The 24737-nt window shown below is 72.7% G+C and carries 21 protein-coding genes; 6 read left to right on the forward strand and 15 right to left on the reverse strand.

Annotation, left to right across the window (positions count from 1 at the left end):
- Positions 1-10: 10 nt before the first annotated feature.
- On the forward strand, positions 11-820 hold the full coding sequence (locus H9640_RS03405) for an aminoglycoside 3'-phosphotransferase (RefSeq protein ID WP_191789319.1): 810 nt from the start codon (positions 11-13) through the stop codon (positions 818-820).
- A 40-nt stretch (positions 821-860) separates the two neighbouring features.
- On the opposite strand, the gene H9640_RS03410 is transcribed toward H9640_RS03405, so the two are convergent.
- Together H9640_RS03410 and H9640_RS03415 are read right to left on the reverse strand one after the other, a co-directional pair.
- Positions 861-2312 carry an alanine/glycine:cation symporter family protein gene (locus tag H9640_RS03410; protein WP_191789320.1) on the reverse strand — a complete coding sequence of 484 codons (1452 nt, stop codon included), beginning with the start codon at positions 2310-2312 and terminating at the stop codon, positions 861-863.
- Between the two features lie 81 nt (positions 2313-2393).
- On the reverse strand, positions 2394-2990 hold the full coding sequence (locus tag H9640_RS03415; protein WP_191789321.1) for a YdeI/OmpD-associated family protein: 597 nt from the start codon (positions 2988-2990) through the stop codon (positions 2394-2396).
- A 97-nt stretch (positions 2991-3087) separates the two neighbouring features.
- Here H9640_RS03415 and H9640_RS03420 point away from each other — a divergent pair, with 97 nt between their 5' ends.
- On the forward strand, positions 3088-5742 hold the full coding sequence (locus H9640_RS03420; RefSeq protein ID WP_191789322.1) for a DEAD/DEAH box helicase: 2655 nt from the start codon (positions 3088-3090) through the stop codon (positions 5740-5742).
- 6 nt (positions 5743-5748) lie between these two features.
- Here the strand turns inward: H9640_RS03420 and H9640_RS03425 are convergent, their stop codons facing one another.
- Positions 5749-6699, reverse strand: a complete 951-nt coding sequence (locus tag H9640_RS03425; RefSeq protein WP_191789323.1) for an Acg family FMN-binding oxidoreductase — start codon at positions 6697-6699, stop codon at positions 5749-5751.
- Between the two features lie 219 nt (positions 6700-6918).
- Between H9640_RS03425 and H9640_RS03430 the strand changes: the two genes are divergently transcribed.
- From H9640_RS03430 to H9640_RS03440, 3 genes are all read left to right on the forward strand, one after another.
- Entirely contained in the window at positions 6919-7647 is a 729-nt protein-coding gene (locus H9640_RS03430; protein ID WP_191789324.1) for a VIT1/CCC1 transporter family protein, read from the forward strand.
- A gap of 15 nt (positions 7648-7662) precedes the next feature.
- Positions 7663-8166, forward strand: a complete 504-nt coding sequence (gene ybaK / locus H9640_RS03435) for a Cys-tRNA(Pro) deacylase (protein ID WP_191789325.1) — start codon at positions 7663-7665, stop codon at positions 8164-8166.
- Positions 8167-8386: 220 nt separating this feature from the next.
- The gene (locus H9640_RS03440) at positions 8387-9295 is read left to right on the forward strand and encodes a sulfurtransferase (protein WP_191789326.1); all 909 of its coding nucleotides are present in this window, start codon (positions 8387-8389) and stop codon (positions 9293-9295) included.
- A 110-nt stretch (positions 9296-9405) separates the two neighbouring features.
- On the opposite strand, the gene H9640_RS03445 is transcribed toward H9640_RS03440, so the two are convergent.
- A complete protein-coding gene (locus H9640_RS03445) occupies positions 9406-10734 on the reverse strand; it encodes a DUF1254 domain-containing protein (protein ID WP_191789327.1) in 1329 nt (442 codons plus the stop codon).
- A 209-nt stretch (positions 10735-10943) separates the two neighbouring features.
- Here H9640_RS03445 and H9640_RS03450 point away from each other — a divergent pair, with 209 nt between their 5' ends.
- Positions 10944-11402 carry a SufE family protein gene (locus tag H9640_RS03450; protein WP_191789328.1) on the forward strand — a complete coding sequence of 153 codons (459 nt, stop codon included), beginning with the start codon at positions 10944-10946 and terminating at the stop codon, positions 11400-11402.
- A 170-nt stretch (positions 11403-11572) separates the two neighbouring features.
- Here the strand turns inward: H9640_RS03450 and H9640_RS03455 are convergent, their stop codons facing one another.
- From H9640_RS03455 to H9640_RS03505, 11 genes are all read right to left on the reverse strand, one after another.
- On the reverse strand, positions 11573-12541 hold the full coding sequence (locus H9640_RS03455; protein ID WP_191789329.1) for a bile acid:sodium symporter family protein: 969 nt from the start codon (positions 12539-12541) through the stop codon (positions 11573-11575).
- Positions 12542-12652: 111 nt separating this feature from the next.
- Positions 12653-13678: a multicopper oxidase domain-containing protein gene (locus H9640_RS03460; protein ID WP_225226645.1), complete on the reverse strand. Its 1026-nt coding sequence runs from the start codon at positions 13676-13678 to the stop codon at positions 12653-12655.
- A 362-nt stretch (positions 13679-14040) separates the two neighbouring features.
- Positions 14041-14811 (reverse strand): SDR family NAD(P)-dependent oxidoreductase, encoded by a 771-nt coding sequence (locus H9640_RS03465; protein ID WP_191789330.1) that lies wholly within the window; start codon positions 14809-14811, stop codon positions 14041-14043.
- A 106-nt stretch (positions 14812-14917) separates the two neighbouring features.
- Positions 14918-15358, reverse strand: coding sequence for a TFIIB-type zinc ribbon-containing protein (locus H9640_RS03470; RefSeq protein ID WP_191789331.1), 441 nt, complete (start codon positions 15356-15358; stop codon positions 14918-14920).
- A gap of 111 nt (positions 15359-15469) precedes the next feature.
- Complete coding sequence (locus H9640_RS03475; RefSeq protein WP_191789332.1) at positions 15470-16159, reverse strand: response regulator; 690 nt, start codon at positions 16157-16159, stop codon at positions 15470-15472.
- The gene (locus tag H9640_RS03480; RefSeq protein WP_318243635.1) at positions 16156-18810 is read right to left on the reverse strand and encodes a DUF4118 domain-containing protein; all 2655 of its coding nucleotides are present in this window, start codon (positions 18808-18810) and stop codon (positions 16156-16158) included. Before H9640_RS03480 ends, H9640_RS03475 begins: the two co-directional genes overlap by 4 nt.
- Positions 18811-18948: 138 nt before the next feature.
- Entirely contained in the window at positions 18949-19671 is a 723-nt protein-coding gene (kdpC, locus tag H9640_RS03485; protein WP_191789333.1) for a potassium-transporting ATPase subunit KdpC, read from the reverse strand.
- Position 19672: 1 nt separating this feature from the next.
- Positions 19673-21895 carry a potassium-transporting ATPase subunit KdpB gene (gene kdpB / locus H9640_RS03490; RefSeq protein ID WP_404821881.1) on the reverse strand — a complete coding sequence of 741 codons (2223 nt, stop codon included), beginning with the start codon at positions 21893-21895 and terminating at the stop codon, positions 19673-19675.
- 152 nt (positions 21896-22047) lie between these two features.
- Positions 22048-23703 carry a potassium-transporting ATPase subunit KdpA gene (kdpA, locus tag H9640_RS03495; protein ID WP_191789472.1) on the reverse strand — a complete coding sequence of 552 codons (1656 nt, stop codon included), beginning with the start codon at positions 23701-23703 and terminating at the stop codon, positions 22048-22050.
- An 89-nt stretch (positions 23704-23792) separates the two neighbouring features.
- Positions 23793-23885 carry a potassium-transporting ATPase subunit F gene (locus H9640_RS03500; protein WP_129429396.1) on the reverse strand — a complete coding sequence of 31 codons (93 nt, stop codon included), beginning with the start codon at positions 23883-23885 and terminating at the stop codon, positions 23793-23795.
- Positions 23886-24194: 309 nt separating this feature from the next.
- Entirely contained in the window at positions 24195-24563 is a 369-nt protein-coding gene (locus tag H9640_RS03505; RefSeq protein ID WP_138825193.1) for a hypothetical protein, read from the reverse strand.
- Between the last annotated feature and the right edge of the window lie 174 nt (positions 24564-24737).

Consider the following 24737-nt stretch of genomic DNA (forward strand, 5'->3'; position numbering starts at 1 on the left):
GGATCGGGGCATGACCCGACCGCCGCTCGCCGAGATCCCGACGGGCCCCGTGCCCGTCCCGCCCGCCGTCCGATCGCTCGTCGACACCGCAGGGGGCGGGGACCTCGTGCCGGTGTGGAAGAACGACCTCGGCGGCCTCACGTTCCGGTGGGGTACCGACCGCTACGTCAAGTGGGTCGCGGCCGGGACGCCGGAGATCGACCTGCTCGCCGAGGCCGAGCGGCTCGCGTGGGCCTCCCGCTTCGCCACCGTGCCGCAGGTGCTCGACGCCGGGCAGGACGAGATCGGCGCTTGGCTCGTCACCGAGGCGATCGACGCGGCCTCGGCCGTCGACCCGCGCTGGATCGCCGAACCGGCGACCGCCGCGGCGGCGATCGGCCACGGCCTGCGCGTCCTGCACGACGCCCTGCCCGTCGAGGACTGCCCGTTCACGTGGAGCGTCGAGCAGCGCGTCGCGCGCGCCGACGAGCGGATCGCCGACGGCGAGGGCCCGACCGAGTGGTTCCCCGAGCACGCGCAGCTCTCGGTCGCCGAGGCGCGCCCCCTGCTCGACCTCGCACCCCCCATGGACAGGTTGGTCGTGTGCCACGGCGACGCGTGCGCACCCAACACCCTGCTGGCCGCCGACGGCACGTTCGCGGCGCACGTCGACCTCGGGTCGCTCGGGGTCGCGGACCGCTGGGCGGATCTCGCGGTCGCGGCGTGGAGCACCGAGTGGAACTACGGGCCCGGCTACGACGGGATCGTGTACGAGGCCTACGGGACAGAGCCGGACAAGGAACGCATCGCCTACTACCGACTGCTCTGGGACCTGGGCTGACCGCGCCCCTGCGATGACCGGCGCCGGCGCCGAGCGGGTGCTACGCCGTCGAGTCCTGCGGGACCGGTGCCCACACGTCGCCCGGGACGTCCCCGGGCAGGTCCGGGTTCCCGGTCCCGACGAACCGGGCGTCCGTCCCGTCCTTGCGACCACGCTCGAAGTCCCTGAGCGCACCGAACGCCCAGCGTCCCAGCAGCACGATCGCGACGAGGTTCACGAGCGCCATGAGTGCCATCGCGACGTCCGCGACGGCCCACACCGCCTCGAGCTCGATGAGCGAGCCGATCCCGATCGCCGCGAGCACGAGCGTGCGCAGCGCCGTGAGCGCCTTGGCGCGGATACCGAGGAACGTCAGGTTGACCTCGGCGTACGAGTAGTTGCCGAGCACCGAGGAGAACGCGAAGACGAACACGAGGATCGTCATGGGCCACACGGTCCACGTCCCGAGCTGGGCCGCGACGGCCTGCTGCGTGAGCGAGGCCCCGGCGGCGTCGGTCGTGGTTCCCGGGTCGAAGACCGCGGGCCCGGCCATGAGGATGATGAAGGCCGTCGCCGAGCACACCACGATCGTGTCGACGAACACCCCGAGCGACTGGATGAGCCCCTGCTTGGCGGGGTGCGAGACCGTCGCGGTCGCGGCGGCGTTCGGGGCGCTGCCCATGCCCGCCTCGTTCGAGAACAGGCCGCGCTTGACCCCGTTGAGCAGCGCGGCGAGGATGCCGCCCGCGGTGCCCGCGACGGCCTGGTCGAGCCCGAACGCGCCCTCGACGATCTGCCGGACCACGCCCGGCACGGCGCCGAGGTTCATGAGGATGATGGTCGCCGCGAGCAGGACGTAGACCCCCGCCATGATCGGCAGCACGATCCCCGCGACCTTCGCGACGCGCTTGACGCCGCCGAACAGCACGGGGGCCGCGAGGACCATGAGGAGCACCGCGGTCCAGCCGGGCGAGACCGCGTGGCCGTTGTCGAGCGCCTCGCTGATGGTGTTGGCCTGCACCATGTTGAACGCGAACCCGAACGCGAAGATCAGCAGGATCGCGAACACGATCCCCCACCGCCGCGAGCCCAGGCCACGCTGGATGTAGTACGCGGGGCCGCCGCGGTAGGAGCCGTCGTCGGCGCGGACCTTGAAGATCTGGCCGAGCGTCGCCTCGACGAACGCGGTCGCCATCCCGATGAGCGCGACGCACCACATCCAGAAGATGGCCCCCGGGCCGCCGAGCGTCAGCGCGATCGCGACGCCCGCGATGTTCCCGGTCCCCACGCGGGACGCGAGCCCCACGCAGAACGCCTGGAAGGACGAGATGCCGCCCTCGGCCGAGCCGGTCGAGCCGCCCACGAGCCGGAACATGAGCCCGAAGAGCCGCACCTGGACGGCGCGCGTGCGGACCGTGAAGTAGACGCCCGCGCCGATGAGGACGTAGATCAGGACGTACGAGTACAGGGCGTTGCTCAACGGGTCGATCAGCGCCTCTTGCAAGACGTCCATGCTTCATTCCTCCAGCCCGACGGCGGTGCAGCCGTCGCCAGGACGCTAACCTCCCGCAGTGCCTCGTGTCGCGGCGGCCCCTCAGCGGGGCTGGGAGTGCGCACGCTCCCCGCGCTGCGCCTTCTCGGCCGTCTCGGCGATCCGGGCCGCGCGCGTCGGGGCCCGCTTGGCGTCCGCGATCCATCCCAGGATCAGCCGGCGCACGCCCGGCGGGAAGGCGTCCCAGTGCTCTCGAGCGGGCGGCGCGGCGGCGAACGCCGAGGCCAGGTCGTCGGGGACGACGAGCGCCTCGGCGTCGTCGTACCTCGTCCACGAGCCGTCGGCGCGGGCAGCGTCGATCACCGCGCGACCCGCGTCGGTCATCCTGCCGTCCGCCTCGGCGCGCGCGACCCGTTCCTTGCTCAGCCGCGTCCAGCGGCTCCCCGGCCGCCGCCGTGTGAGCCACATCATGGAGCGCTCGTCGTCGATCGTCTGCACGGTCCCGTCGATCCACCCGAAGCTCAACGCCTCCTCGATGAGCGCGTCGTAGTCGATCGGGGAACGGCCGCTCGCCCGCCGCCACTGCACGACCCAGACGCCGGGCACCTCGTCGTCGTGGTGCTCGGTGAGCCACGCACGCCACTGCGCCGCGGTCTCGGGGTGGAAGCGGGGCGCGTCCGCGCGCCGGTCGGTCACCATCCGCACAGACTTCCACGGGCAGCCGCGGACGCGCGCGGCGAGGGCTCCCGAGGCCCGGGACCCCCCGGGGGACAACGCCTCTGCGACAATGGCCACGATGAGCACCACGACCCCCACCACCCGTCCCGAGCCCGGCCTGGTTCGTCACCTGCCGGCACCGGACGGCTCGGGCACCCCGGACCCTGACGCCCTCTACGAAGGGTTCACCGAGTGGGCCACCGAGACGGGGATCGACCTCTACGCGCACCAGGACGAGGCCGTCATCGAGATCTTCTCGGGCGCGCACGTCATCCTGGCCACGCCCACGGGCTCGGGGAAGTCGCTCGTGGCAGTCGGCGCGCACTACGCGGCCCTCGCCGCGCACCGCGCAGGAGTCCCCGGCCGCAGCTACTACACGGCGCCGCTCAAGGCGCTCGTGAGCGAGAAGTTCTTCGCGCTCGTCGCGGTGTTCGGCTCCGCGAACGTGGGCATGATGACGGGCGACTCGTCGGTCAACCCGACCGCGCCCATCATCTGCTGCACCGCGGAGATCCTCGCGAACATCGCGCTGCGCGACGGTGCCGACGCGGACGTCGCGCAGGTCGTCATGGACGAGTTCCACTACTACGCGGACCCGCAGCGCGGCTGGGCGTGGCAGGTCCCGCTGCTCGAGCTGCCGCAGGCGCAGTTCGTCCTGATGTCCGCGACGCTGGGCGACACCTCGACGTTCACCGAGGACCTCGAGTCCCGCACGGGACGTCCCGTCGCCGAGGTCACGAGCGCCGAGCGCCCCGTGCCGCTCACGTTCGCCTACGTCGTCGAGCCGCTGGGCGAGGTGATCGAGGAGCTCGTCACGACGCACCGCGCGCCCGTCTACGTCGTGCACTTCACGCAGAAGGACGCGGTCGACCGCGCCCAGTCCCTGCTGAGCATCAACGTCGCGAGCCGTTCGGAAAAGGACGCGATCGCGGCCGAGCTGGGTGACTTCCGCTTCACGTCGGGGTTCGGCAGGACGCTCAGCAAGTTCCTGCGGCACGGCGTGGGCGTGCACCACGCGGGCATGCTGCCCAAGTACCGGCGCGTGGTCGAGCGCCTGACCCAGGCGGGGCTGCTCAAGGTCGTGTGCGGCACCGACACCCTGGGCGTGGGCATCAACGTCCCCATCCGCACGGTCCTCATGACGAGCCTCGTGAAGTTCGACGGCGAGCGCATGCGTCACCTCACGGCGCGCGAGTTCCACCAGATCGCGGGCCGGGCAGGCCGGGCAGGCTACGACACGCTCGGCGAGGTCCTCGTCATGGCCCCCGAGCACGTGATCGAGAACCGCAAGCTGCTGGCCAAGGCCGGGGACGACCCCAAGAAGCTCAAGAAGATCGTGCGCAAGAAGGCTCCTGCCGGTGCGGTCAACTGGACCGACGCGACGTTCGAGCGCCTGCGCGACGCCGACCCCGAGGCCCTGACCAGCCACTTCACGGTCAACCACGCCATGGTGCTCAACGTGCTCGCGCGCGGTGACCGCGGGGTCGATCCAGTCCAGGCGATGAAGCACCTGCTCACTGCCAACCACGACACCGACGCCCAGCGCGAGCGCCACGTGCGCCAGGTGTTCCGCATCTACCGCTCGCTGCGCGTCGCGGGCATCGTCGAGCGCGTGCGCGTGCCCGACCCGACGTACCCGAGCGGGCAGCGCCCCACCGTGCGCCTCACGGTCGACCTGCCGCGCGAGTTCGCGCTCAACCAGCCGTTGTCGCCCTTCGCGCTCGCGGCGCTCGACCTGCTCGACGTCGAGTCCCCCACGCACGCGCTCGACGTCGTCTCGGTCCTGGAGGCCACGCTGTCCGACCCGCGCCAGGTGCTCGTCGCGCAGCAGCACCGGGCCCGCGGCGAGGCAGTGGCGGCCATGAAGGCCGAGGGGTACGAATACGAGGAGCGCATGGCGCTGCTCGAGACCATCACGTGGCCCAAGCCGCTCGCGGACCTGCTCGAGCCTGCGTTCGTGACGTACAAGCACTCGAACCCGTGGGTCTCGGACGCCGAGCTCTCGCCCAAGTCGGTCGTGCGCGACATGGTCGAGCGGGCCATGACGTTCGCCGAGTTCGTCTCGGTGTACGGCCTGGACCGTACCGAGGGTGTGGTGCTGCGCTACCTCGCCGACGCGTACCGCTCGATGCGCCAGACGATCTCCGAGGAGCACCGCACCGAGGAGGTCCAGGACATCACCGAGTGGCTGGGCGAGCTGGTGCGCGGCACCGACTCGTCGCTGCTCGACGAGTGGGAGCGCCTGGCCAACCCTGTCGACGACGATGCGGACGACGAGGTCGGCGACGGCCCGCTGTCCGGCACGGGCGCCGAGGCCCCGGCCCGTCCCGTCACGGGCAACGCGCGCTCGTTCCGCGTCCTGGTCCGCAACGCACTGTTCCGCCGGGTCGAGCTCGCGGCGCGCGAGAACTACGACGCGCTCGAGGCCCTCGACAAGGCGAGCGGCTGGGACGGCGACGCGTGGGCCGACGCCCTCGACCCGATGTTCGAGCTGCACGGCAACGACGCGATCGGCGTGGACGCCGCGGCGCGCTCGTCGGCCCTCGTGCAGATCGTCGAGAACGGCGTGCGCCCCGACGGCGAGCGCGTCGAACCCGGCACGTGGTTCGTCCGCCAGGTGCTCGACGACCCGGCCGGCGACCACGACTGGGCGATCAGCGCCGTCGTCGACCTCGCGGCGAGCGACGAGGCAGGCGCCGTGGTGCTGAGCGTCGTGGCGGTCGGGACGATCTGACGCGGCCTACCGCAGCACGTCGTCGGCCGGGCGGCGGGGCGTGCGGGGGGACGTCGGGCTGTAGCCCAGCCGCATGACCATCTGCGGGACGCCCGCGTCGAGCACCGCGGTGAGCTCGGCCCGCGTGGCGGGGTTCTCGAGGACGGTGGTCGCGAACGAGGCGTGCACGAAGTACGTGGTCGCGGTCAGCAGGACGCGTTCGAGCGCCTGCCCGGCCACGAGCCAGTCCTGCAAGGTGTCACCCGGTGTCGTGAGGACCGCGAGCGTCGAACGGTGCTCGAACGCGGCCCGGTCGCTCGTGGAGTCCCCACCGAAGTGGCGCACGGGTGCCAGGGCGTCGTCGCTCGCGGGGCCGAGCGCAGAGACGGGGATCCCGTCGGGGCGGTCGGGGTCGTTCGTGACCCAGCGCGCCTGCTCGACGCGACCGGTGTGGTCCTTGCCGGCGGCCTCCTCGGCCCGCCGGACGAGGTCCAGCAGGACGGTCCGCTCAGGAGCCTGCGGCGCGAGGCTCACGAGGCGCGCGCCCTCGGAGGTGGCCGCCCTGTCGAGGTCGTCGACGACGTCGGCGTCGAGCGGCTGGTCCTCGAACGGGACGCGGGACGTCGAGCGCCGATCGATCGCGACCGCGAGGTCGAGCTCGTCGGCGTCGGGCAGGACACCGGGGACCAGGTCGACGCGCGCGACGAGCGCGGGGTCGCCGTCGTCCGGGACCAGCGAGAGCACCGGACGGAAGGACTCGCGGCGGGCCGCGACCCGCAGGTTCGCCAGGAACGCCCCGCAGCTAATGAACATCTCCCGGCCTGCGGGGTCCGCGTGGGTCAGGCGGCGCGAGTCGTCGGCGCGCACGTCGAGCGTCGTGCCGTGCACGTGGACGGACCACGGCTGGGTGTTGTGCACGCTGGGAGCGCGGGACGCGGCCGCGAGGATCCGTTCGATTCTGGGGTCGTCGATGCTCATGTGCGTTCTCCCTGCTTCCGATGCGCCCCTGACGCATCCCCTGCCGGCGGTCACCTCTGCCACTCCGAGCGTCCCAGGAGGTGCCCGGGTCGGCCAGTGCCAAAGGTCCCGGCGGGGCCGAGGTGCAGGTCACGGGCCCGGCCGACCAGAAGGCGAGATCCGTCGTGGCGCACTCCGGCCCGCCACGACAGGCCCGCTCCCCCGTCCTACGGTGGCCTCATGAGCACACCGGGACCGCACACGACTCCGCACGAGGGCGAGCAGCACCGCCGCGAGGGGACCGGTGCACGGCTCAACCGCCTCCGCGCCGGGGTCCTCGGCGCGAACGACGGCATCGTGTCGACCGCGGGCGTGGTCGTGGGCGTCGCCGCGACCAGCACGTCGATCCCGGTCATCGCGACCGCGGGCGCCGCGGCGCTGCTCGCGGGGGCGCTGTCGATGGCCGCGGGCGAGTACGTCTCGGTGAGCACGCAGCGCGACACCGAGGAGGCCATGCTCGCCAAGGAGCGCCAGGAGCTCGCGACCATGCCCGACGAGGAGCTCGCCGAGCTCGCGGGGATCTACCGGGCCAAGGGGCTCACGCCCGAGCTCGCGCACGAGGTCGCGGTCCAGCTCACCGCGAACGACCCGCTCGCGGCCCATGCGGACGCCGAGCTGAACATCGACCCCGACGACCTGACGTCGCCGTGGGAGGCAGCGGTCGCCTCGATCGTGTCGTTCACGGTCGGTGGTCTGCTGCCCATGGCGGCGATCCTGCTCGCGCCGACCGCCGCACGGATCCCGGTCACGTTCGTCGCGGTCGTCCTGGCGCTGGTCCTCACCGGCTGGGGCAGCGCACGGCTGGGGCAGGCGCCGACCCGGCGCGCGACGATCCGCACGGTCCTGGGTGGCGCGATCGCCATGGCCGTCACGTACGGGATCGGGTCGCTCGTCGACGTGAACGTCTAGGGGCACAATCGTCCTGTGGCCAAGAAGCAGAAGTCCTCGCCCCACGCCGGCACGCCCGCGCTCGTCGCGCTCGAGAAGGCTGGTGTGCCGCACACCGTGCACCCCTACGAGCACGACCCGTCCTCCGACCTGAGCTACGGGCTCGAGGCCGCCGCGGCGATCGGCATCCCGGCCGAGCAGGTGTTCAAGACCCTGGTGACCTCGGTCGACGGGACGCTCGTGGTGGGTGTCGTGCCCGTGGACCGCAAGCTCGACCTCAAGGCCCTCGCGCACGCGGCGGGCGGCAAGAAGGCGGCGATGGCCGAGCAGGCCGCGGCCGAGCGCGCGACCGGGTACGTGGTGGGCGGCATCTCGCCGCTCGGCCAGCGTCAGCGGCTGCGCACCGTGGTCGACGAGTCGGCCCTCGGGTTCGACGCGGTGTACGTCTCGGGCGGGCGCCGCGGTCTCGACGTGGGGCTGGCGCCCGCCGACCTGGTCTCGCTCACGGGCGCGGTGACGGCGCCGATCTCGCGAGACTGACGTCTCCTGCGACGGCTTCGCGGCCGCTACGGACCAGCGGGTAACACTGTCTCAGCATGCGCGACGGGCCTTCCGGTCCGTGGACCCCGTTCCTAGAGTGGCGAGCGTGCCCGAGCGGTACCCACCGCGCCGGCACGCTCCGCTCGACCCCGCCTGCGCCGTCCTGCCCGCATCCCCGCCACCCGTCTCTGCCAGTCCCACGAGCCCTCAGGAGGACACCATGTCCGCTCCCCTCGACACGACCGAGAAGATCGCCGCCTACGCCCACCCGGACCGCCTCGTCTCCACGGACTGGCTCGCCGAGCACCTGCACGACGAGAACGTGGTCGTCGTCGAGTCCGACGAGGACGTGCTGCTCTACGAGACCGGGCACATCCCGGGCGCGGTCAAGGTCGACTGGCACACCGACCTCAACGACCCCGACCTGCGCGACTACCTCGACGGCAAGGGCTTCGCCCAGCTCCTCGGGTCCAAGGGCATCTCGCGCGACACCACGGTCGTGCTGTACGGCGACAAGAACAACTGGTGGGCCGCGTACTCGGCGTGGGTCTTCACGCTGTTCGGTCACGAGGACGTCCGCCTCCTCGACGGCGGACGTGGCAAGTGGATCGCGGAGGGCCGCGAGACGACGACCGACGTCCCCACCCCGGAGCCCGTCGAGTACCCCGTCGTCGAGCGGGACGACGAGACGATCCGCGCCTTCAAGGAGGACGTGCTCGCGCACCTCGGCAACGGCCCGCTCGTCGACATCCGTTCGCCCCAGGAGTTCACGGGCGAGCGCCTGCACATCCCCGACTACCCCGAGGAGGGCGTGCTGCGCGGGGGCCACATCCCCACGGCGCGCAACGTCCCGTGGGCGACCGCGGTCGCAGCCGACGGCACGTACAAGTCGCGCGAGGAGCTCGAGGCGATCTACCAGGAGGGCGGCCTGGGCCTGTCGACCGACGACGACGTCATCACGTACTGCCGCATCGGTGAGCGCTCGAGCCACACGTGGTTCGCGCTGACGTACCTGCTGGGCTTCGACAAGGTCCGCAACTACGACGGCTCGTGGACCGAGTGGGGCAACGCGGTCCGCGTCCCGATCGTCAAGGGAGCCGAGCCGGGCGAGGTCCCCGCGCGCGTCTGACGTCCACCCGCTGATGCCTGACGGCGGTGGGCCGGGTCACGTACCCGGCCCACCGCCGTCGGGCATCCGTCGCGCGCCCGCGGCACGGCGTGCGCGGAGGTTCCGGCGACTCAGACCCTGCGCACGACCGGCGGGACCCAGCGCCCGTCGAGCGCCTCCGGGAGCGGGGCGTAGAGCCGCATCGTCACGCCCAGCGGACCGCGCGGCGCGGGGAGCCAGTTGGGCTCGCGGTCCGCGCCCGGGCTCTCGTGCTGCAGGTAGAGGTCGAGCGACCCGTCCTCGCCGTACCGCAGGTCGTCGCGGTCGCCGATCGCGAACCGGTCGAGAGCGTTCGCCACCTGGTAGCCCTCGGCGTCGTACATCGTGACCGACCAGAAGGCCGCGGCGGGCGGGAGCTGGTCCGCGTCGAAGTGCAGCACGTAGTCGTGGTCCCCGTCCAGGGCCTGGCCGTCCGCGTCGGTCGCGAGGAGCGGGTAGATCGCGTCCTCGACCGGGTTGGCCCCCAGCCCGACGAGCGTGACGACGGCCCGCTTGAGGTAGAAGTTCCCGTAGACGCCCATGGTGTCGCGGTAGAGCATCCACCCGTTGGCCACGCTCCCGAGCGTCGCGCGTGACGTGTCCAGCAGCGCGCGGGCGCTCGCCGCCCCGGCCTCGATCTCGGCGATCTCGGCGTCGTCGAACTGCCCGGCGTCGAAGTCCTCGCCCGGGACGATGCCCAGCGCACCGATGCGCGCGAGCACCGAGAAGTCGGTCAGGTGCGGCGGGTTCGTGTCGAGCAGCCTGGTCGCGTACGTGAAGAAGTCGACCGCGCCGAGGGCGTCGACCAGGTGCAGCGGCTCGGTCCGGGTGTCCGCCGTCGGGTCGATCTCGAACGGTGGCCGCTCCCCCAGCTCCTCCACCGACAGGCCGTCCTGCACCGCGTGGACCGCCGGGTAGTCCGCGACGCCGTTGGTCTGGATGCGCCCGATGACCCACACCTGCGGGGTCGGCGCGACGATCAGCGCGGCGTCCTCCGGGAGGTCGTCGTAGAACTCCGTGAGGTCGCCCTCGTAGTCCGGTCCGACGATCAGGTAGTCCCCCGCACCCGTCCCGGTGGTCCGCTTGCCGATCGTCGCGAAGACCTCGGTCCACATGTCCAGCAGGGGCAGCATGTAGTAGCGGTCGTCGGTGTCGGGGACGTGGAGCAGCACGGGGCCGTCGGTCAGGTCGAGCCACAGGTTCGCGTACAGCGTGTCGAAGTTGGGGCGGACCACGGCCCGGAAGTCCGCGGGCGGGAACTCCCGCAGGTGGTGGAACTCGTTGGGCGGCCCGAACCCGGGCCGGACGCCCGCCGGCACGTTCGTGGCCTGACGCCGGCTGAGGTCCATGGTGACCAGCGGGTACAGGTAGACGTACGCCTCGTGGCTCAGCGTGCGCAGGTCGTTCGACAGGGTTCCCATGACGCTCCGTCCGTCCGCGCCGTGCGTCGGCGCACTCGTGGCTCAACGTATCCACGGGCAGCGGGCCGTGCGCGTCGAGCGCGGTGCCTGACCGGGCCCGGGTGGGCCTCGCGGCCGGTCCCCGGTCCCCCGCCACCGGCCCGACGGCGGGCCCGTCCGCTGAGCGGTCCGGCGCTGCCCGGGCGCGCCGCGGGTGGGAAGATCGACGGATGACCGACGACGACGCGACCGCCCTGCCCCCGGTCCTCACCGAGATCCGCGACGACTTCCTCGCGCTCGGCGAGCGCGACCGCCTCCAGCTCCTCCTCGAGTTCTCGCGCGAGCTCCCGGACCTGCCCGCGCGCTACCAGAACGCCCCCGGGCTGCTCGAGCGCGTCGAGGAGTGCCAGTCGCCCGTGCGGGCCTTCGCCGAGGTCGAGGCCGACGGCGTCCACCTGTACGCGACCGCACCGGCCGAGGCTCCCACCACGCGCGGCTTCGCCTCGATCCTGGCGCAGGGGCTCGACGGGCTGACGCCCGAGCAGGCGCTCGCCGTGCCCGACGACTACCCGTTCATGATCGGGCTGACGAACGCGGTGAGCCCTCTGCGGCTCAACGGCATGACGGGCATCCTGCTGCGCGCCAAGCGGCAGATCCGCGAGCAGACCGTACCCTCCGCCGAGAAGTGAGTTGATGCCCCTGAAACGCAGGAATCAGGGGCATCAACTCACTTCTCGGCGGGAACGCCTCGGCGCCTCAGCTCATCACGCCCCTCGCGCCCGAGCGGCAATGCTCGACGTGCCGAACCCGCCGTCCGGGGACGCTGAGCCGCCCGTCGCGCACCCCGCGGCGAGGGCCCTCAGCCCTCGTCGCGTAGCGCCAACCGGCGCGCCAGGACCGCGCACACGATGAGCTGGAGCTGGTGGAAGACGATGACCGGGACGGCGATCGTGCCCGCGACCGCGACCGGGAAGAGCACCGCGGCCATGGGCAGCCCCGTCGCCAGGCTCTTCTTGGACCCGCACATGAGCAGCGCGATGCGGTCCTCGACGTCGAGCCGCAGCCCCGCCCCGCCCCACCACGTCACCGCGAGCATGACCGCGAGGATCACCGCGCTGATCCCGACGAGCGCGAGGATCGTCCACCCCGAGATCCCCGCCCACACGCCCGCGCTCGTCGCGGCGGCGACCGCGCCGAAGACCACGATCAGGATCGTGCCGCGGTCCACGGACAGCGTGAGCCACCGCCTGGCCCGGACCCACCGGCCCACCAACGGCTGCAGGAGCTGGCCCACGACGAACGGGGCGAGCAGGTGCAGCAGAACGTCTCGCAGGCCGCTCAAGCCTCCCGTCGCGCCGCTCGACGACATGAACCACAGGACCAGCAGCGGCGTCACGACCATGCCCACGACGTTCGAGACCGTCGCACCGCAGATCGCGCCCGCGATGTTGCCTCGCGCGACCGACGTGAACGCGACCGACGACTGCACGGTCGAGGGCAGCAGCGACAGGAACAGGATCCCCGCCGCGAGCGGCGCCCCGACCACGGGCGTCACGGCCCACGAGACCCCGAGCCCGACGAGGGGGAAGACCACGTACGTCGAGGCGAGGATGCCGCCCTGGAGACGGACGTTCCTGAGCCCGGCCCAGACCTCGGTCGTCGACAGACGCATCCCGTAGACCAGGAACAGCACCGCGACCGCGACGTCCGCGACCGTGTCCACGACCCGCTGGACATCCGCCGGGACGGGCACCACGAGGCCCAGGACCATGGTCGCGACCAGCGCCACGATGAACGGGTCGACCCACTGCTTGAGAACCTGGCGCACGGGACCCGAGTCTAGGTGCCCGGCCGACGAACGGGCCCGGCCCGCCGCCCGGCGGAAGGACCGGCGAGCCCTGAGGCATCGCCGGTCCTGCCGCGTCGCACGCAGGTGCGGCTACAGGTGCGCGTGGCCCTGGTAGCGGTGGAGCGCGGCCTGCGCATGGTCGGGCACGCTGCCGTCCTTGTTCGTGACGAGGAAGATCCCACCCATGCCCATGTCGGAGTGCGACTGCACGTGGCAGTGGACCATCCAGGCGCCCGGTCCGACGTTCTCCCCCGCGACGACCTGGAACCCGAACGAGTCGCCCGGGTTGAGGTCACGCGTGTCGACGACCTGGGTCGGGTCGTTCGGTCCCGTGAGATAGCCCGTCCGGTTGTTCGCCCACCGGTGCGCGTGCAGGTGGAAGGTGTGGAACGCGTTGCCGTGACCGATCGCCACGAACTCGACCCGCTCGCCCTGCCTCGCCTCGAACACGGGCACGTTCGGCGCGACCTGGTTGTTGATCGACATGCCGTTGAAGGCGACGGTGAACTGGCGGTCGGGCAGCACGTCGCCCTTGCGGCGGACGATCAGGGCCCCGTACATGCCCACCTTGACGCCTTCGGTGCCGTGATCGGTGCCCAGCGCATGGTCGTGATAGTGCCAGTAGCCCGCGCTGCCGGGCATCCACTGGCCGCCCTTGGTCGTGTACGCGGCGTGGGTGCGCCACACGTACGTCCGTGACTGGCCGGGTTCGTTGAACGAGGCGTTGAGCGGGCTTCCGTCGGAGTCGTAGCTGTAGCTCACGCCGTGCGCGTGCAGCGACAGGCGCTTGTCCGTGGTGTTGACCAGGGTGATCTCGAACGTCTCGCCCTCCCACATCTCGAGGGTCGGCCCGGGGACCGTCGCCTGTCCGGGAGCGAGCCCGTAGCCGATCAGCCCGCCGGGCAGCGCCTCGGCGTACATCGTCAGGCGGCGGACCTTGTCCTTGTCCGGCTTGCCGTGGCCCTTGTCCGGCTTGCCGTTGCCGTGCGCCGCGGCGGGCCCTCCGAGACCGAGCACGGCCGGTGCCACGAGGCCCGCGACGGTGCCGGTCAGCATCGATCGTCGCGAGATCTGTCGCTTGAGCAGTCCGTCGGGGGCGGCGGTGTCCTGCGTCATGGTTCTCCCTCTCTTCTGCCGCCCGCGGTTCGTGGGGATCCGGTGGCGGTCAGGTCTTCGTCGTCGAATCCCTGCGTGCTCGGGTCGAGGGGCCACCTGCGTGCTGGACGGCTCGGCCGAGCGTGGGCTGCACGCGGAGTGCATGCACCGCCCTGTGGCCGACGACGTCGTGGGCCTGGCTTCGGTGCGGCGCCCGTGGTGACGGGGTCCGGTGCACGCCCGACCCTAGGGAGACTTCTGCTGGTGGTCAAGCATAAGTTGCTTGGTGTACCTTTTTGTTTATCCTCTCATCAGCCAGAAGCGGTCGAGTCAGACGCGGTCCGCGAGACCTCAACCCCACCGCAGACCGCGCGGACGTCAGCTCAGAAGAGCGTGTACCCGCCGTCGACCGTCACGACGGCCCCCGTCATGAAGCTCGACGCCTCGCTCGCGAGCATGACCACGACCGGCCCCAGCTCGGCCGGCGTCCCCCACCGCTTCATCGCCGCGGGCGCCACGCAGTCGTCGTAGTACTCCGGCTGGTCGACCGGCGACGCCTCGGTGAGGATGTACCCGGGCGCGATCGCGTTGACCCGGATCCCGTGCGGCGCCCACTCTGCCGCCAGCCCCTTGGTGAGCTGGTGCACCGCAGCCTTCGACGCCAGGTACGCGGGCTGCCAGCGGGGGCGGTTCACGATCTGCGCGGACATCGAACCGACGTTGACGATCGCCCCGCCCCGCCCGTCCGCGACCATCTGCCGGGCCACGGCCCGCGAGCAGTACCAGACGCCGTCGAGGTTCGTCGCGAGCGTGCGGTGCCACACGTCGTCCTCGATCTCCAGGGCCGCGCCCCCGATCGAGATCCCCGCGTTGTTGACGAGCACGTCCACCCCGCCGCCCTCGCGCCCGACCTGCGCGACGACGTCGTCCACCTGCTCGCGGTCCGTCACGTCGAGCTCGTAGCCGTGCGCGTCGAGGCCCAGCGCGCGCAGCTCGTCGGCCGCGGACCCCGCGGCCTCGAGCGTGGTCGCGGTCAGCGCGACGCGCGCGCCCGCCTCGCCCAGGGCCTGGGCGAGGCCGCGGCCGATGCCCCGGCTCCCGCCCGTGATCAGGGCCGTGCGGCCGGCGAGCGAGAACGAGTCCAGGACGGGCATGGGTCTTCCGATCAGGAGCGAGGTGAGGGGCAGGCCTGGCGTGCGCCCGCGGCCCGGAGGTACGACGACGGCGCCGACCCCGCCTGGGGGCCGGCGCCGCGGCGGCTCAGAAGTCGAACAGGTCCTCGAGCCAGGACTCCTTCTTCTTGCGCTTGCGGTAGCGCGGGTCGTCGCTGCGGTACTGGTCGGAGCCGCGGTAGCGGTCGTCCCCGCGGTACTCGTCACGGCGACGGTCGTCACCCCGGTAGTCGTCGCGGCGACGGTCGTCGGCGTACCCGTAGGGCGCCGGCTGCGGCGGGACCGGGAGCTGCTGCGTCGGCGGGTACTGCACGGGCGGCGGTGTCGCGGCGCGGGGCGCACCGTGCGGCGCGGCGGCCGCGGCGGGGCCACCGGCCTCGGCGGCGATCTCGGCCTCGAGGCTGCGGTCGATGATCTTGTCGAGCTCACCCCGGTCGAGCCACACGCCGCGGCACGTGGGGCAGTAGTCGATCTCCACGCCCTTGCGGTCGGACATCACGAGCACGGTCTGGTCGAGAGGGCACAGCATGACGGGTCTCCTTCGTCGGGTCGAACGCTCAACGGTCGGCGCGCGGCGGTGGTTCCCGCGCGCCCGGACAGGCCGCGCGGCGGGGCCGTGCCACAGGGTACGACGGGCGGGTCAGACCTCGAAGAGGTAGCCCATGCCCGGCTGGGTGATGATGTGCCGCGGGTTCGCGGGGTCGTCCTCGAGCTTTCGCCGCAGCTGCGCGGTGTACACGCGCAGGTAGTTGGTCTCGGCCGAGTACGCGGGCCCCCACACGTCGTGCAGGAGCTGGAGCCGCCCGACCATGCGGCCCCGGTGGCGCACCAGGACCTCGAGCAGCGACCACTCGGTCGGGCTGAGGCGCACCTCCTGCCCGCCGCGCAGCACGCGGCGCCGGGCCAGGTCGATCCGCAGGTCGCCCGCCTCCACGACGGGCTCGGACGCCTCGGCCGGCTGGGCGCGGCGCACCGCGGCCCGCAGCCGCGCGAGCAGCTCGTTCATCGCGAACGGCTTGGTCACGTAGTCGTCCGCGCCCGCGTCGAGCGCGTCGACCTTGTCGTCGCCGAGCTGGCGGGCCGAGAGCACCACGATGGGCACGGCGCTCCAGCCGCGGACCCCCTCGATGACCTCGAGGCCCGAGAGGTCCGGCAGGCCCAGGTCGAGCAGGATCACGTCGGGGCGGGCGCTCGCTGCCGCGTCGAGCGCCTCGGCACCGGTCGTGGCCACGGTCACGTCCCACCCGTGCGCGCGCAGGTTGATGGCGAGGGCGCGCACGAGCCCGGCGTCGTCGTCGACGACCAGCACCCTGTTGCCGTCGACGCTCATCCGCGCACCTCGCCCTTCTCGTCGTCCGTCATGCCCGCCGTGCCTGCCGGGCCACCGCTGTCAGTGCTCACGGCGTCATCCTCCCGTGCGTCGCGCGGCACGGTGACCACCATGGTCAGTCCGCCGCCCGGCGTGTCCTCGGGCGTGATGGTCGCGCCCACGGCCCGCGCGAGCCCGTCCGCGACGGCCAGGCCCAGTCCCAGCCCCTCGCCGGTCGTGTCGCCGAGACGCTGGAAGGGCTCGAACATGCGGACCTTGGACTCGTCGGACAGGCCACGACCCGTGTCGACGATGCGCAGCTCGATCTCGCGCGGGCCGGCCGACGCCGTGATCCGTACGGGCTCGCCGGGTGGGCTGTGCCGCACGGCGTTCGACGTGAGGTTCGCGACCGCACGCTCGAGCAGCCCGGGGTCGGTGCGCACGAGGGGCAGGTCGTCGGGCACGTCGAGACGGACGGCGCCCGGCCCGTAGGGCTCGACCGCGAGAGGCACGACCTCGTCGACCGACGCCGCGCGCAGGACAGGCCGCACGCTGCCCGTCTGGAGCCGGGAGAGGTCCAGCAGGTTGTCGATGAGCTTCTCGAGCCGCCCCGTCGAGTCCTGGATGGTCCGGGTCAGGGTCTCGGTGTCCTCGGCGTCGAGGTCGACGTCCGGGGAGGCCAGCCCGTCGACAGCCGTGCGGATCGAGGCGAGCGGGGTACGAAGGTCGTGCGAGACGGCCGCGAGGAGCGCGGTGCGGGTCGCGTCGGCCTCCTCGAGGACGGCGGCCTGGGCGGCCTGCTCACGCAGCCGCCGGTACTCCAGGACGAGCCCTGCCTGGGCAGCGAAGGCCTCGAGGACCTGCCGGTCGCTCGCGGGCAGCGCCCGCCCCCACAGTGACAGCCGGTGCGAGTCGTCGACGCGCAGCTCTGTCCGCTCGGCGTCGTCCAGGTGCCCGACGGCGGAGCGCGCCCCGGTGCGCCCGTCACCGTCGGCGGCCGGCGCGTCGCCCGCGGCGCGGCCCGTGGTCGCGACCGTCCGCCAGGGGCTGCGCTCCCCCGCACGGGACTCGAGCTCGACCCGTGACAGGCCGAACGTCTCGGCGAGCCGCGTGACGATCGCCTGTGCGGTGTCCTCGCCCGAGAGGACCGACCGCGAGAGCGCGGCGAGGGTCGAGGCCTCGGCCCTCGCCCGGTACGCCTGCACGGTCCGCCGGGCCGCGAGGTCCACGACCGAGGCGACGGCGGCCGCGACGAGCACGAACACCAGCAGCGCCAGGAGGTTCTCCGGGTCCTGGACCGTGAGGAACCCCGTCGGGGGGGTGAAGAACCAGTTGAGGCACAGGAACGACACGACGGCCGCGGCGACGGCGGGCCAGAGCCCGCCCACGAGCGCCACGCCCACCGACCCGGCGAGGAACAGCATGAGCTCGGTCGAGAGCGACACGTCGTCGCGCAGCAGCCAGAAGACCCCGGTGAGGACGGCGGGGACGACGAAGGCCAGGGCCCACCCGGCGGCCCTGCGCCGCCGGGACAGCGCCGACCAGCGCCCCCGCAGGAGCCTGCCCGTGCGGGCCTTCTCGTGCGTCACGAGGTGGACGTCGATCGTCCCGGCGAGGCGCGCGATCTCCGTGCTGGACGAGCCCAGCAGCGCCTCGCGCCAGCGCGAGTGCCGAGAGACGCCCACGACGATCATGGTCGCGTTGACGCCTTGCGCGAAGTCGACGACCGCCGACGCGACGTCCTCCCCCACGACCGTGTGGAACGTCCCGCCGAGCGACTCGACGAGCTCACGCGACGCCGCGATGGCCGCCGGCGGGGCGCTGGGCAGCCCGTCGGTCGCGAGCACGTGCACCGCGACGAGCTCGGAGCCCGCGGCACGCTGGGCGATGCGGGCCCCTCGCCGCAGCAGCGTCTCGCCCTCAGGACCGCCCGTCACGGCGACCACGATGCGCTCGCGCGCGGGCCACGTACCGACGATCGCGTGGTCGGCCCGGTAACGGGTCAGGGCGTCGTCGACGCGGTCGGCGAGCCACAGGAGCGCGAGCTCGCGCAGGGCCGTGAGGTTGCCCGTGCGGAAGTACGACGAGAGGGAGGCGTCGATCTGCTCGGCGCGGTACACGTTGCCGTGCGCGAGACGGCGGCGCAACGCCTGGGGCGAGAGGTCGACGAGCTGGATCTGGTCGGCGTCGCGCACGACCTGGTCGGGCACGGTCTCGCGCTGGCGCACGCCCGTGATGGCCTCGACGTCTCCCGTGAGCGACTCGAGGTGCTGCACGTTGACCGTGGTCACCACGTCGATGCCCGCGGCCAGGAGGTCCTGCACGTCCTGCCAGCGCTTGCGGTGCCGCGAGCCGGGCGCGTTGGTGTGCGCGAGCTCGTCGACCAGCGCCACCTGGGGCGCGCGGGCGATCACGGCGTCCACGTCGAGCTCGGTCAGCTCGACGTCGCGGTGGCTCACGACGCGACGCGGCACCACCTCGAGGTCCCCGATCTGCGTGATCGTCGCCGACCGCCCGTGGGTCTCGACGAGCCCCACGACCACGTCCGTGCCGCGTGCTCGCCGCCGCTGCGCCTCGCCGAGCATCGCGTACGTCTTGCCCACGCCCGGGGCCGCCCCGAGGTACACGGTGAGCAGCCCGGGGCGGCGAGCGGCGCCGTCGGGCCGCGGGATGCTCTCTGCCGGGGACGCGCCCGGGTCCGGGCGCCCCTCCTGGGGGCTCCCGGACCCTGCGGCCTCCTGACCGCCGCGCGTCTCAGGCACGGGGCACCCGCGCCGTCCGGTCCACGGCGGAGGGCCTCGCGCTCGTCGTCATGGGTTCATCTTCTCCGAGTTCTCGAGCGCGAGGTTGAGCTCGAGCACGTTGACACGCGGTTCGCCCAGGACCCCGAGGTCCCGGCCCGCGGTGTGCTGTGCCACGAGGTCCGCGACCACGGCCTCGTCGACGCCCCTCGCCTCGGCCACGCGCTCGACCTGCAGCGCCGCGTACGCGGGGCTGATCTGCGGGTCGAGGCCCGACGCCGAGGCCGTGAGCGCGTCGGCCGGCAGCGACGCGGGGTCCACGCCGTTGAGGTCCGCGAGCGCCGCGCGGCGCTCGTCGATCGAGGCGACGAGCTCCGGGTTGAGCGGGCCGAGGTTGGTGCCCGCCGAGGCGAGCGTGTCGTACCCGTCGCCCGCGGCCGAGGGTCGCCCGTGGAACCAGCGCTCGGCGTCGTCGGCCGCCGCGAAGTCCTGCCCGATCAGCGCGGACCCGACGACGGGGGCCCCGTCCGCACCGGTGTCGGTGATCGACGTGGCGTGCGTGCCGTCGCTGCGCACGAGCGAGCCGTTCGCCTGCCACGGCAGGGCGAGCTGCCCGACGCCCCACACCGCGAGCGGGTACGCCACGCCGAGGAGCAGCGTGAGGACGATCAGGACGCGCAGGCCCGCGAGCGTCTGCCGGAACAGCGAGGCGGCACCTGCCGAGGCCGAGGGGCGTGCGAGGGGGGCGGGGCGTCCGGGGACGCCCGCAGGGGTCGAGAGAGTTCCAGGCATGTCAGCCAATCCCGGGGATGAGGGAGATCACGAGGTCGATGAGCTTGATCCCGACGAACGGGGCCACGAGGCCGCCCACGCCGTAGACCAGGAGGTTGCGGCGCAGCATCACCGACGCCGACGACGGCCGGTACCGCACGCCCTTGAGCGAGAGCGGGATGAGCACCAGGATGATGAGCGCGTTGAACACCACGGCCGACAGGATGGCCGACTCGGGGCTCGACAGGCGCATGACGTTGAGCACCGCGAGCTGCGGGAACACGACCATGAACATCGCGGGCAGGATCGCGAAGTACTTCGCGATGTCGTTCGCGATCGAGAAGGTCGTCAGGGCCCCGCGCGTGATGAGGAGCTGCTTGCCGATCTCGACGATCTCGATGAGCTTGGTCGGGTCGGAGTCGAGGTCCACCATGTTGCCCGCCTCCTTGGCGGCGGTGGTCCCGGTGTTCATCGCGACGCCCACGTCGGCCTGCGCCAGTGCGGGGGCGTCGTTGGTGCCGTCGCCCGCCATGGCGACGAGCCGCCCCCCGGCCTGCTCGCGCCGGATGAGCGCGAGCTTGTCCTCGGGCGTCGCCTCGGCCAGGACGTCGTCGACGCCCGCCTCGGCGGCGATGGCCCGCGCGGTCACGGCGTTGTCGCCCGTGACCATGACGGTGCGGATGCCCATGGCGCGCAGCTCGTCGAACCGTTCGCGCATGCCCGCCTTGACGACGTCCTTGAGGTGGACGACGCCCAGCACGCGCGCGGGTCCCTCGCCGACCTGCTCGGCCACGACGAGCGGCGTACCGCCCGAGGAGCTCACGGCGTCGACGTGGGCCGCGAGCTGTTCGGCAACCCCGTCACCGGGCCCGCCGCTCGCGGCCCCGGTCGAGTGCACCCAGCGCTGGACCGCGCTGCCGGCACCCTTGCGGATGCGGCGCACGCGCCCGTCGGGCAGCGCCAGGTCGATCCCGCTCATACGCGTCTGCGCGGTGAAGGGCACCATCTCGGCGCCGGCGATGGCCTCCGGCTGGTCGACGTGCGCGGCACCCAGCCCGAACCGCTCGCGCACGAGCACCACGATGCTCTTGCCCTCGGGCGTCTCGTCCGCGAGCGAGGAGAGCCGGGCAGCCTCGGCGAGCTGCGCCGTCGTGACACCGCCGACCGTCAGGAGGTCGGCCGCCTGACGGTTGCCGTACGTGATGGTGCCGGTCTTGTCGAGCAGCAGGACGTCGACGTCGCCCGCGGCCTCGACCGCACGTCCCGACATCGCGAGCACGTTGCGCTGGACGAGCCGGTCCATGCCCGCGATGCCGATCGCGGACAGCAGCGCCCCGATGGTCGTGGGGATGAGGCACACGAGCAGGGAGATCAGGACGATCATCGACTGCTTGGACCCCGAGTACACCGCGAACGGCTGGAGCGTCACGACGGCCAGCAGGAAGATGATCGTGAGCGAGGTCAGCAGGATGTTGAGCGCGATCTCGTTGGGCGTGCGCTGGCGCTCCGACCCCTCGACGAGCGCGATCATGCGATCGACGAACGTGTGACCCGCGGGGGCCGTGATCCGCACGACGATCGTGTCGGACAGGACGACGGTCCCGCCCGTGACCGCCGACCGGTCGCCGCCCGACTCGCGGATCACGGGGGCGGACTCGCCCGTGATCGCGGACTCGTCGACCGACGCGACACCCTCGATCACGTCGCCGTCACCGGGGACGATCTCGCCCGCCCGGACGACCACCACGTCCCCGACGCCCAGCGTCGAGGAGGGGACCTCCGCCGTCGGGAGGGCAGCGAGGCCCGTGCCAGACGCCAGGGTGTCGGACGGAGCCATGACGCGCCGCGCGGTCGTCTGCTGCTGGGTCGCGCGCAGGCTCGACGCCTGCGCCTTGCCGCGGCTCTCCGCGATCGACTCGGCGAGCGTCGCGAACAGCACGGTCGCCCACAGCCACACCGCGATGGCCCACGCGAACACGCTGGGCTCGAACGCGGCCAGCAGCGTCGTGGCCACGGCCCCGAGCTCGACGACGAACAGCACGGGCGACGTGTACAGCTCGCGCGGGTCGAGCTTGCGGAACGCCCCGGGCAGCGCGGCCCGGACCTGCGGCCACGAGAGCGACGCCCCCCGCCCGGGCCCGGCCTTGCGGCCGCCAGAGCTGCCAGCCGAGCCAGCAGACGCCGACGAACCAGCCTCACCATCACTGACAGCACCTGCTGGGCCCCCAGCGACAGGAAGCAACACCGCATCGGACACCCCAGCAGGCGCGTCCCCGCGGGGGGTGGGACGGGTCGTGGCGGGTCTGGCGGAGGACCGAGGAACGAGGTCCTCTGGAAGACCCGTCCCACCCCCCGCGGGGACACGCCCCGAGGGAGCGACAGAGCGAGAAGAACGATTCATGAGAGCGACTCCACGATGGGACCGAGCGACAGCACGGGGACGAAGGTGAGCCCGACGACGACCAGGGCGACGGTCCCCAGGACGCCCACGAAGAGCGGCTGGTGCGTCGGGAGGGTGCCCGCGGTGGCGGGGACCGTCTTCTGGGAGGCGAAGCGTCCGGCGAGGGCCAGGACGAGGGCCATGGGGATGAAGCGGCCGGCGAGCATCGCGATGCCGAGGGCCGTGTTGTAGAAGGGCGTGCCGGACGTGAGGCCGCCGAACGCCGAACCGTTGTTGTTGGCCGCCGACGTGAACGCGTACAGGACCTCGGAGAGCCCGTGCGGGCCCGCCTCCTGGATGCCTGCCTGTCCGGCGGGCAGCGCGATCGCGAGGGCCGTGCCGACGAGCACGAGGAACGGGACGGTGAGGATGTAGAGCGCGACGAGCGTGATCTCCTGGCGGCCGATCTTCTTGCCGAGGTACTCGGGCGTGCGCCCGACCATGAGCCCCGAGACGAAGACCGCGACGATCGCGAGCATGAGCATCCCGTACAGGCCCGAGCCCACGCCGCCCGGCGCGATCTCGCCGAGCATCATGGTGAACATCGTGACGCCGCCGCCCGGGGCGGTCAGGGAGTCGTGCATCGCGTTGACCGCGCCGGTCGAGGTGCCCGTGGTGGACGCGGCGAACAGGGCGCTCGCGGCGAGGCCGAAACGGGTCTCCTTGCCCTCCATCGCCCCGCCCGCGGCGAGGGGCGCGGCTCCGGGCCCGGCCATCTCGGCCCACGTGATGAGTGCGACGGCGACGAACCACAGCGCACCCATGGCCCCGAGGATCGCCCAGCCCTGGCGCTTGTCGCCGACCATGAGGCCGAACGTGCGGGGCAGCGTGAAGGGGATGACGAGGATGAGGAAGATCTCGAAGAGGTTGGAGAAGGGGCTGGGGTTCTCGAGGGGGTGCGCCGAGTTGGCGTTGAAGAACCCGCCGCCGTTGGTGCCGAGCTCCTTGATGACCTCCTGCGACGCGACGGGGCCGCCGAGCACGTGCTGCGTGCCGCCCGCGACCGTGTCGATCGCGGTGTGCGCGTCGAAGTTCTGGATGACACCGGTGGCGAGCAGCACGAGCGCGCCGACGAACGCCATGGGCAGCAGGATGCGCACGCACGTGCGGGTCAGGTCGGACCAGAAGTTGCCGACGCGCCCGTCGGTGCCGGAGCGCATGAAGCCGCGGATCAGGGCGACCGCGACCGAGATCCCGACGGCTGCGGACACGAAGTTCTGCACGGCGAGCCCGGCCATCTGGAGCAGGTGTCCTGCGGCGGCCTCGCCCGAGTACCACTGCCAGTTCGTGTTGGCCACGAACGAGACCGCGGTGTTCCAGGCGCCGGCCGGGTCGAACGCCGAGAACCCGAGGTTCATCGGCAGGTGCGCCTGGAGGCGCGCGAGCCCGTACAGGACCAGGAGCGAGGCCATCGAGAAGCCGAGGAGCGAGAGCAGGTAGGTGCTCCACCTCTGCTCGGCGTCGGGGTCGACGCGCATGATCCGGTACCCGGCCCGTTCGACCCGCAGGTGCCGGGGCGAGGTGAAGACGCGCGCCATGTAGGCGCCGAGCGGGGCGTGGACCGCGGCGAGCGCGAGGAGCAGCAGGGCGACCTGCCCGACGGCGAGCCACACGCTGGGCGTCTGTGTCGCCGACTGCGTGGCCGTCTGGGTCAGGACGGCGGCCTGGGCCGTCACGGTGGTCTGGGTCAGCACGGCCGCGCTCACCGGACCTTGTCGCTGCGGAGCAGGGCGACGAACAGGTAGCCGAGGAGCACCACGACGGTGCCGAGCCCGACCCAGTCGAGGACCGTCATGACGAGGACCCCCCGGAGGAGCCGTGGCGGCGTGCCATGAGGCCGACGGCGGTGAAGAACACCACGGTCAGCAGGATGTAGGCCAGGTCGGCCATCTGAGCTCTGCCTTCGAACGTCGTGCGGCGGGCGGCTGCGGTCGAGGCGGGCGGTTGCCCGGGGTCGACGCGGAGGCGCGATGCCGGTGCGCAGCTCCTGCGCACACCTCAGGTCTAGGGCCTGGGCGGGTGCCGGGAGGTCGGCGTTGACGGGTTCTTGACGGGGCTCGGGCGGGTGTTGACGCAACCCTGACGGCGGCGGGCGCGGGGCGGGTCAGTCGGCGTCGAGGCGCTCGCGCAGCTCCTCGGCGAGGTGCAGGTCGTCGTCGAGCGCTGCGAGGGCGTCCGCGAGCAGGGGCAGCGACTCGGCGCCGGCGAGGAACCGGGCGGCCGCGACGTCGTCGTGCAGCTGGAGCGCGAGGTCAGCCCGCAGGACGAGGGCCCGGAAGCGCAGGCGCTCGGACACGGTCCGGGTCCGCACGCCCTCGGCGTCGAAGGCTCGGTCGAGGACGCGGGCAGCTCCCGTGGGATCGCCCGCTCCGCGCAGGATGCGTGCGTGCTCGACGGCCCGGGCGATGTCGGCCGGCGCGTCGACGGTGCGCCGTGGGAGGCGGCCCAGCGGGACCTCACCACGCTGCACCACGTGTGCCTCCTCGCACTCGTCGGGCCGCGGGGGCTACCGACGGGCTGTGTCCGATCTGTCCGTCCTCGTCCACCCTAGCCGCGACGTGTGGCCTGCGCGCGGGATGCCGCCCGGCGCGCCGTCAGGAGGTGCGGACCGGGCGGAGGGCGGACGACTGCCGGTCGCAAGCCGTGC

The organism is Oerskovia gallyi (assembly GCF_014836745.1).
GTDB classification, from domain to species: domain Bacteria; phylum Actinomycetota; class Actinomycetes; order Actinomycetales; family Cellulomonadaceae; genus Oerskovia; species Oerskovia paurometabola.

What these genes read in the sequence shown, in the direction of transcription:
- H9640_RS03405 (WP_191789319.1), top strand. Translation starts at nt 11, where the DNA reads ATGACCCGACCGCCGCTCGCCGAGATCCCGACGGGCCCCGTGCCCGTC.
- H9640_RS03410 (WP_191789320.1), bottom strand. Translation starts at nt 2,312, where the DNA reads ATGGACGTCTTGCAAGAGGCGCTGATCGACCCGTTGAGCAACGCCCTG.
- H9640_RS03415 (WP_191789321.1), bottom strand. Translation starts at nt 2,990, where the DNA reads ATGGTGACCGACCGGCGCGCGGACGCGCCCCGCTTCCACCCCGAGACC.
- H9640_RS03420 (WP_191789322.1), top strand. Translation starts at nt 3,088, where the DNA reads ATGAGCACCACGACCCCCACCACCCGTCCCGAGCCCGGCCTGGTTCGT.
- H9640_RS03425 (WP_191789323.1), bottom strand. Translation starts at nt 6,699, where the DNA reads ATGAGCATCGACGACCCCAGAATCGAACGGATCCTCGCGGCCGCGTCC.
- H9640_RS03430 (WP_191789324.1), top strand. Translation starts at nt 6,919, where the DNA reads ATGAGCACACCGGGACCGCACACGACTCCGCACGAGGGCGAGCAGCAC.
- H9640_RS03440 (WP_191789326.1), top strand. Translation starts at nt 8,387, where the DNA reads ATGTCCGCTCCCCTCGACACGACCGAGAAGATCGCCGCCTACGCCCAC.
- H9640_RS03445 (WP_191789327.1), bottom strand. Translation starts at nt 10,734, where the DNA reads ATGGGAACCCTGTCGAACGACCTGCGCACGCTGAGCCACGAGGCGTAC.
- H9640_RS03450 (WP_191789328.1), top strand. Translation starts at nt 10,944, where the DNA reads ATGACCGACGACGACGCGACCGCCCTGCCCCCGGTCCTCACCGAGATC.
- H9640_RS03460 (WP_225226645.1), bottom strand. Translation starts at nt 13,678, where the DNA reads ATGACGCAGGACACCGCCGCCCCCGACGGACTGCTCAAGCGACAGATC.
- H9640_RS03465 (WP_191789330.1), bottom strand. Translation starts at nt 14,811, where the DNA reads ATGCCCGTCCTGGACTCGTTCTCGCTCGCCGGCCGCACGGCCCTGATC.
- H9640_RS03470 (WP_191789331.1), bottom strand. Translation starts at nt 15,358, where the DNA reads ATGCTGTGCCCTCTCGACCAGACCGTGCTCGTGATGTCCGACCGCAAG.
- H9640_RS03475 (WP_191789332.1), bottom strand. Translation starts at nt 16,159, where the DNA reads ATGAGCGTCGACGGCAACAGGGTGCTGGTCGTCGACGACGACGCCGGG.
- kdpC (WP_191789333.1), bottom strand. Translation starts at nt 19,671, where the DNA reads ATGCCTGGAACTCTCTCGACCCCTGCGGGCGTCCCCGGACGCCCCGCC.
- H9640_RS03500 (WP_129429396.1), bottom strand. Translation starts at nt 23,885, where the DNA reads ATGACGGTCCTCGACTGGGTCGGGCTCGGCACCGTCGTGGTGCTCCTC.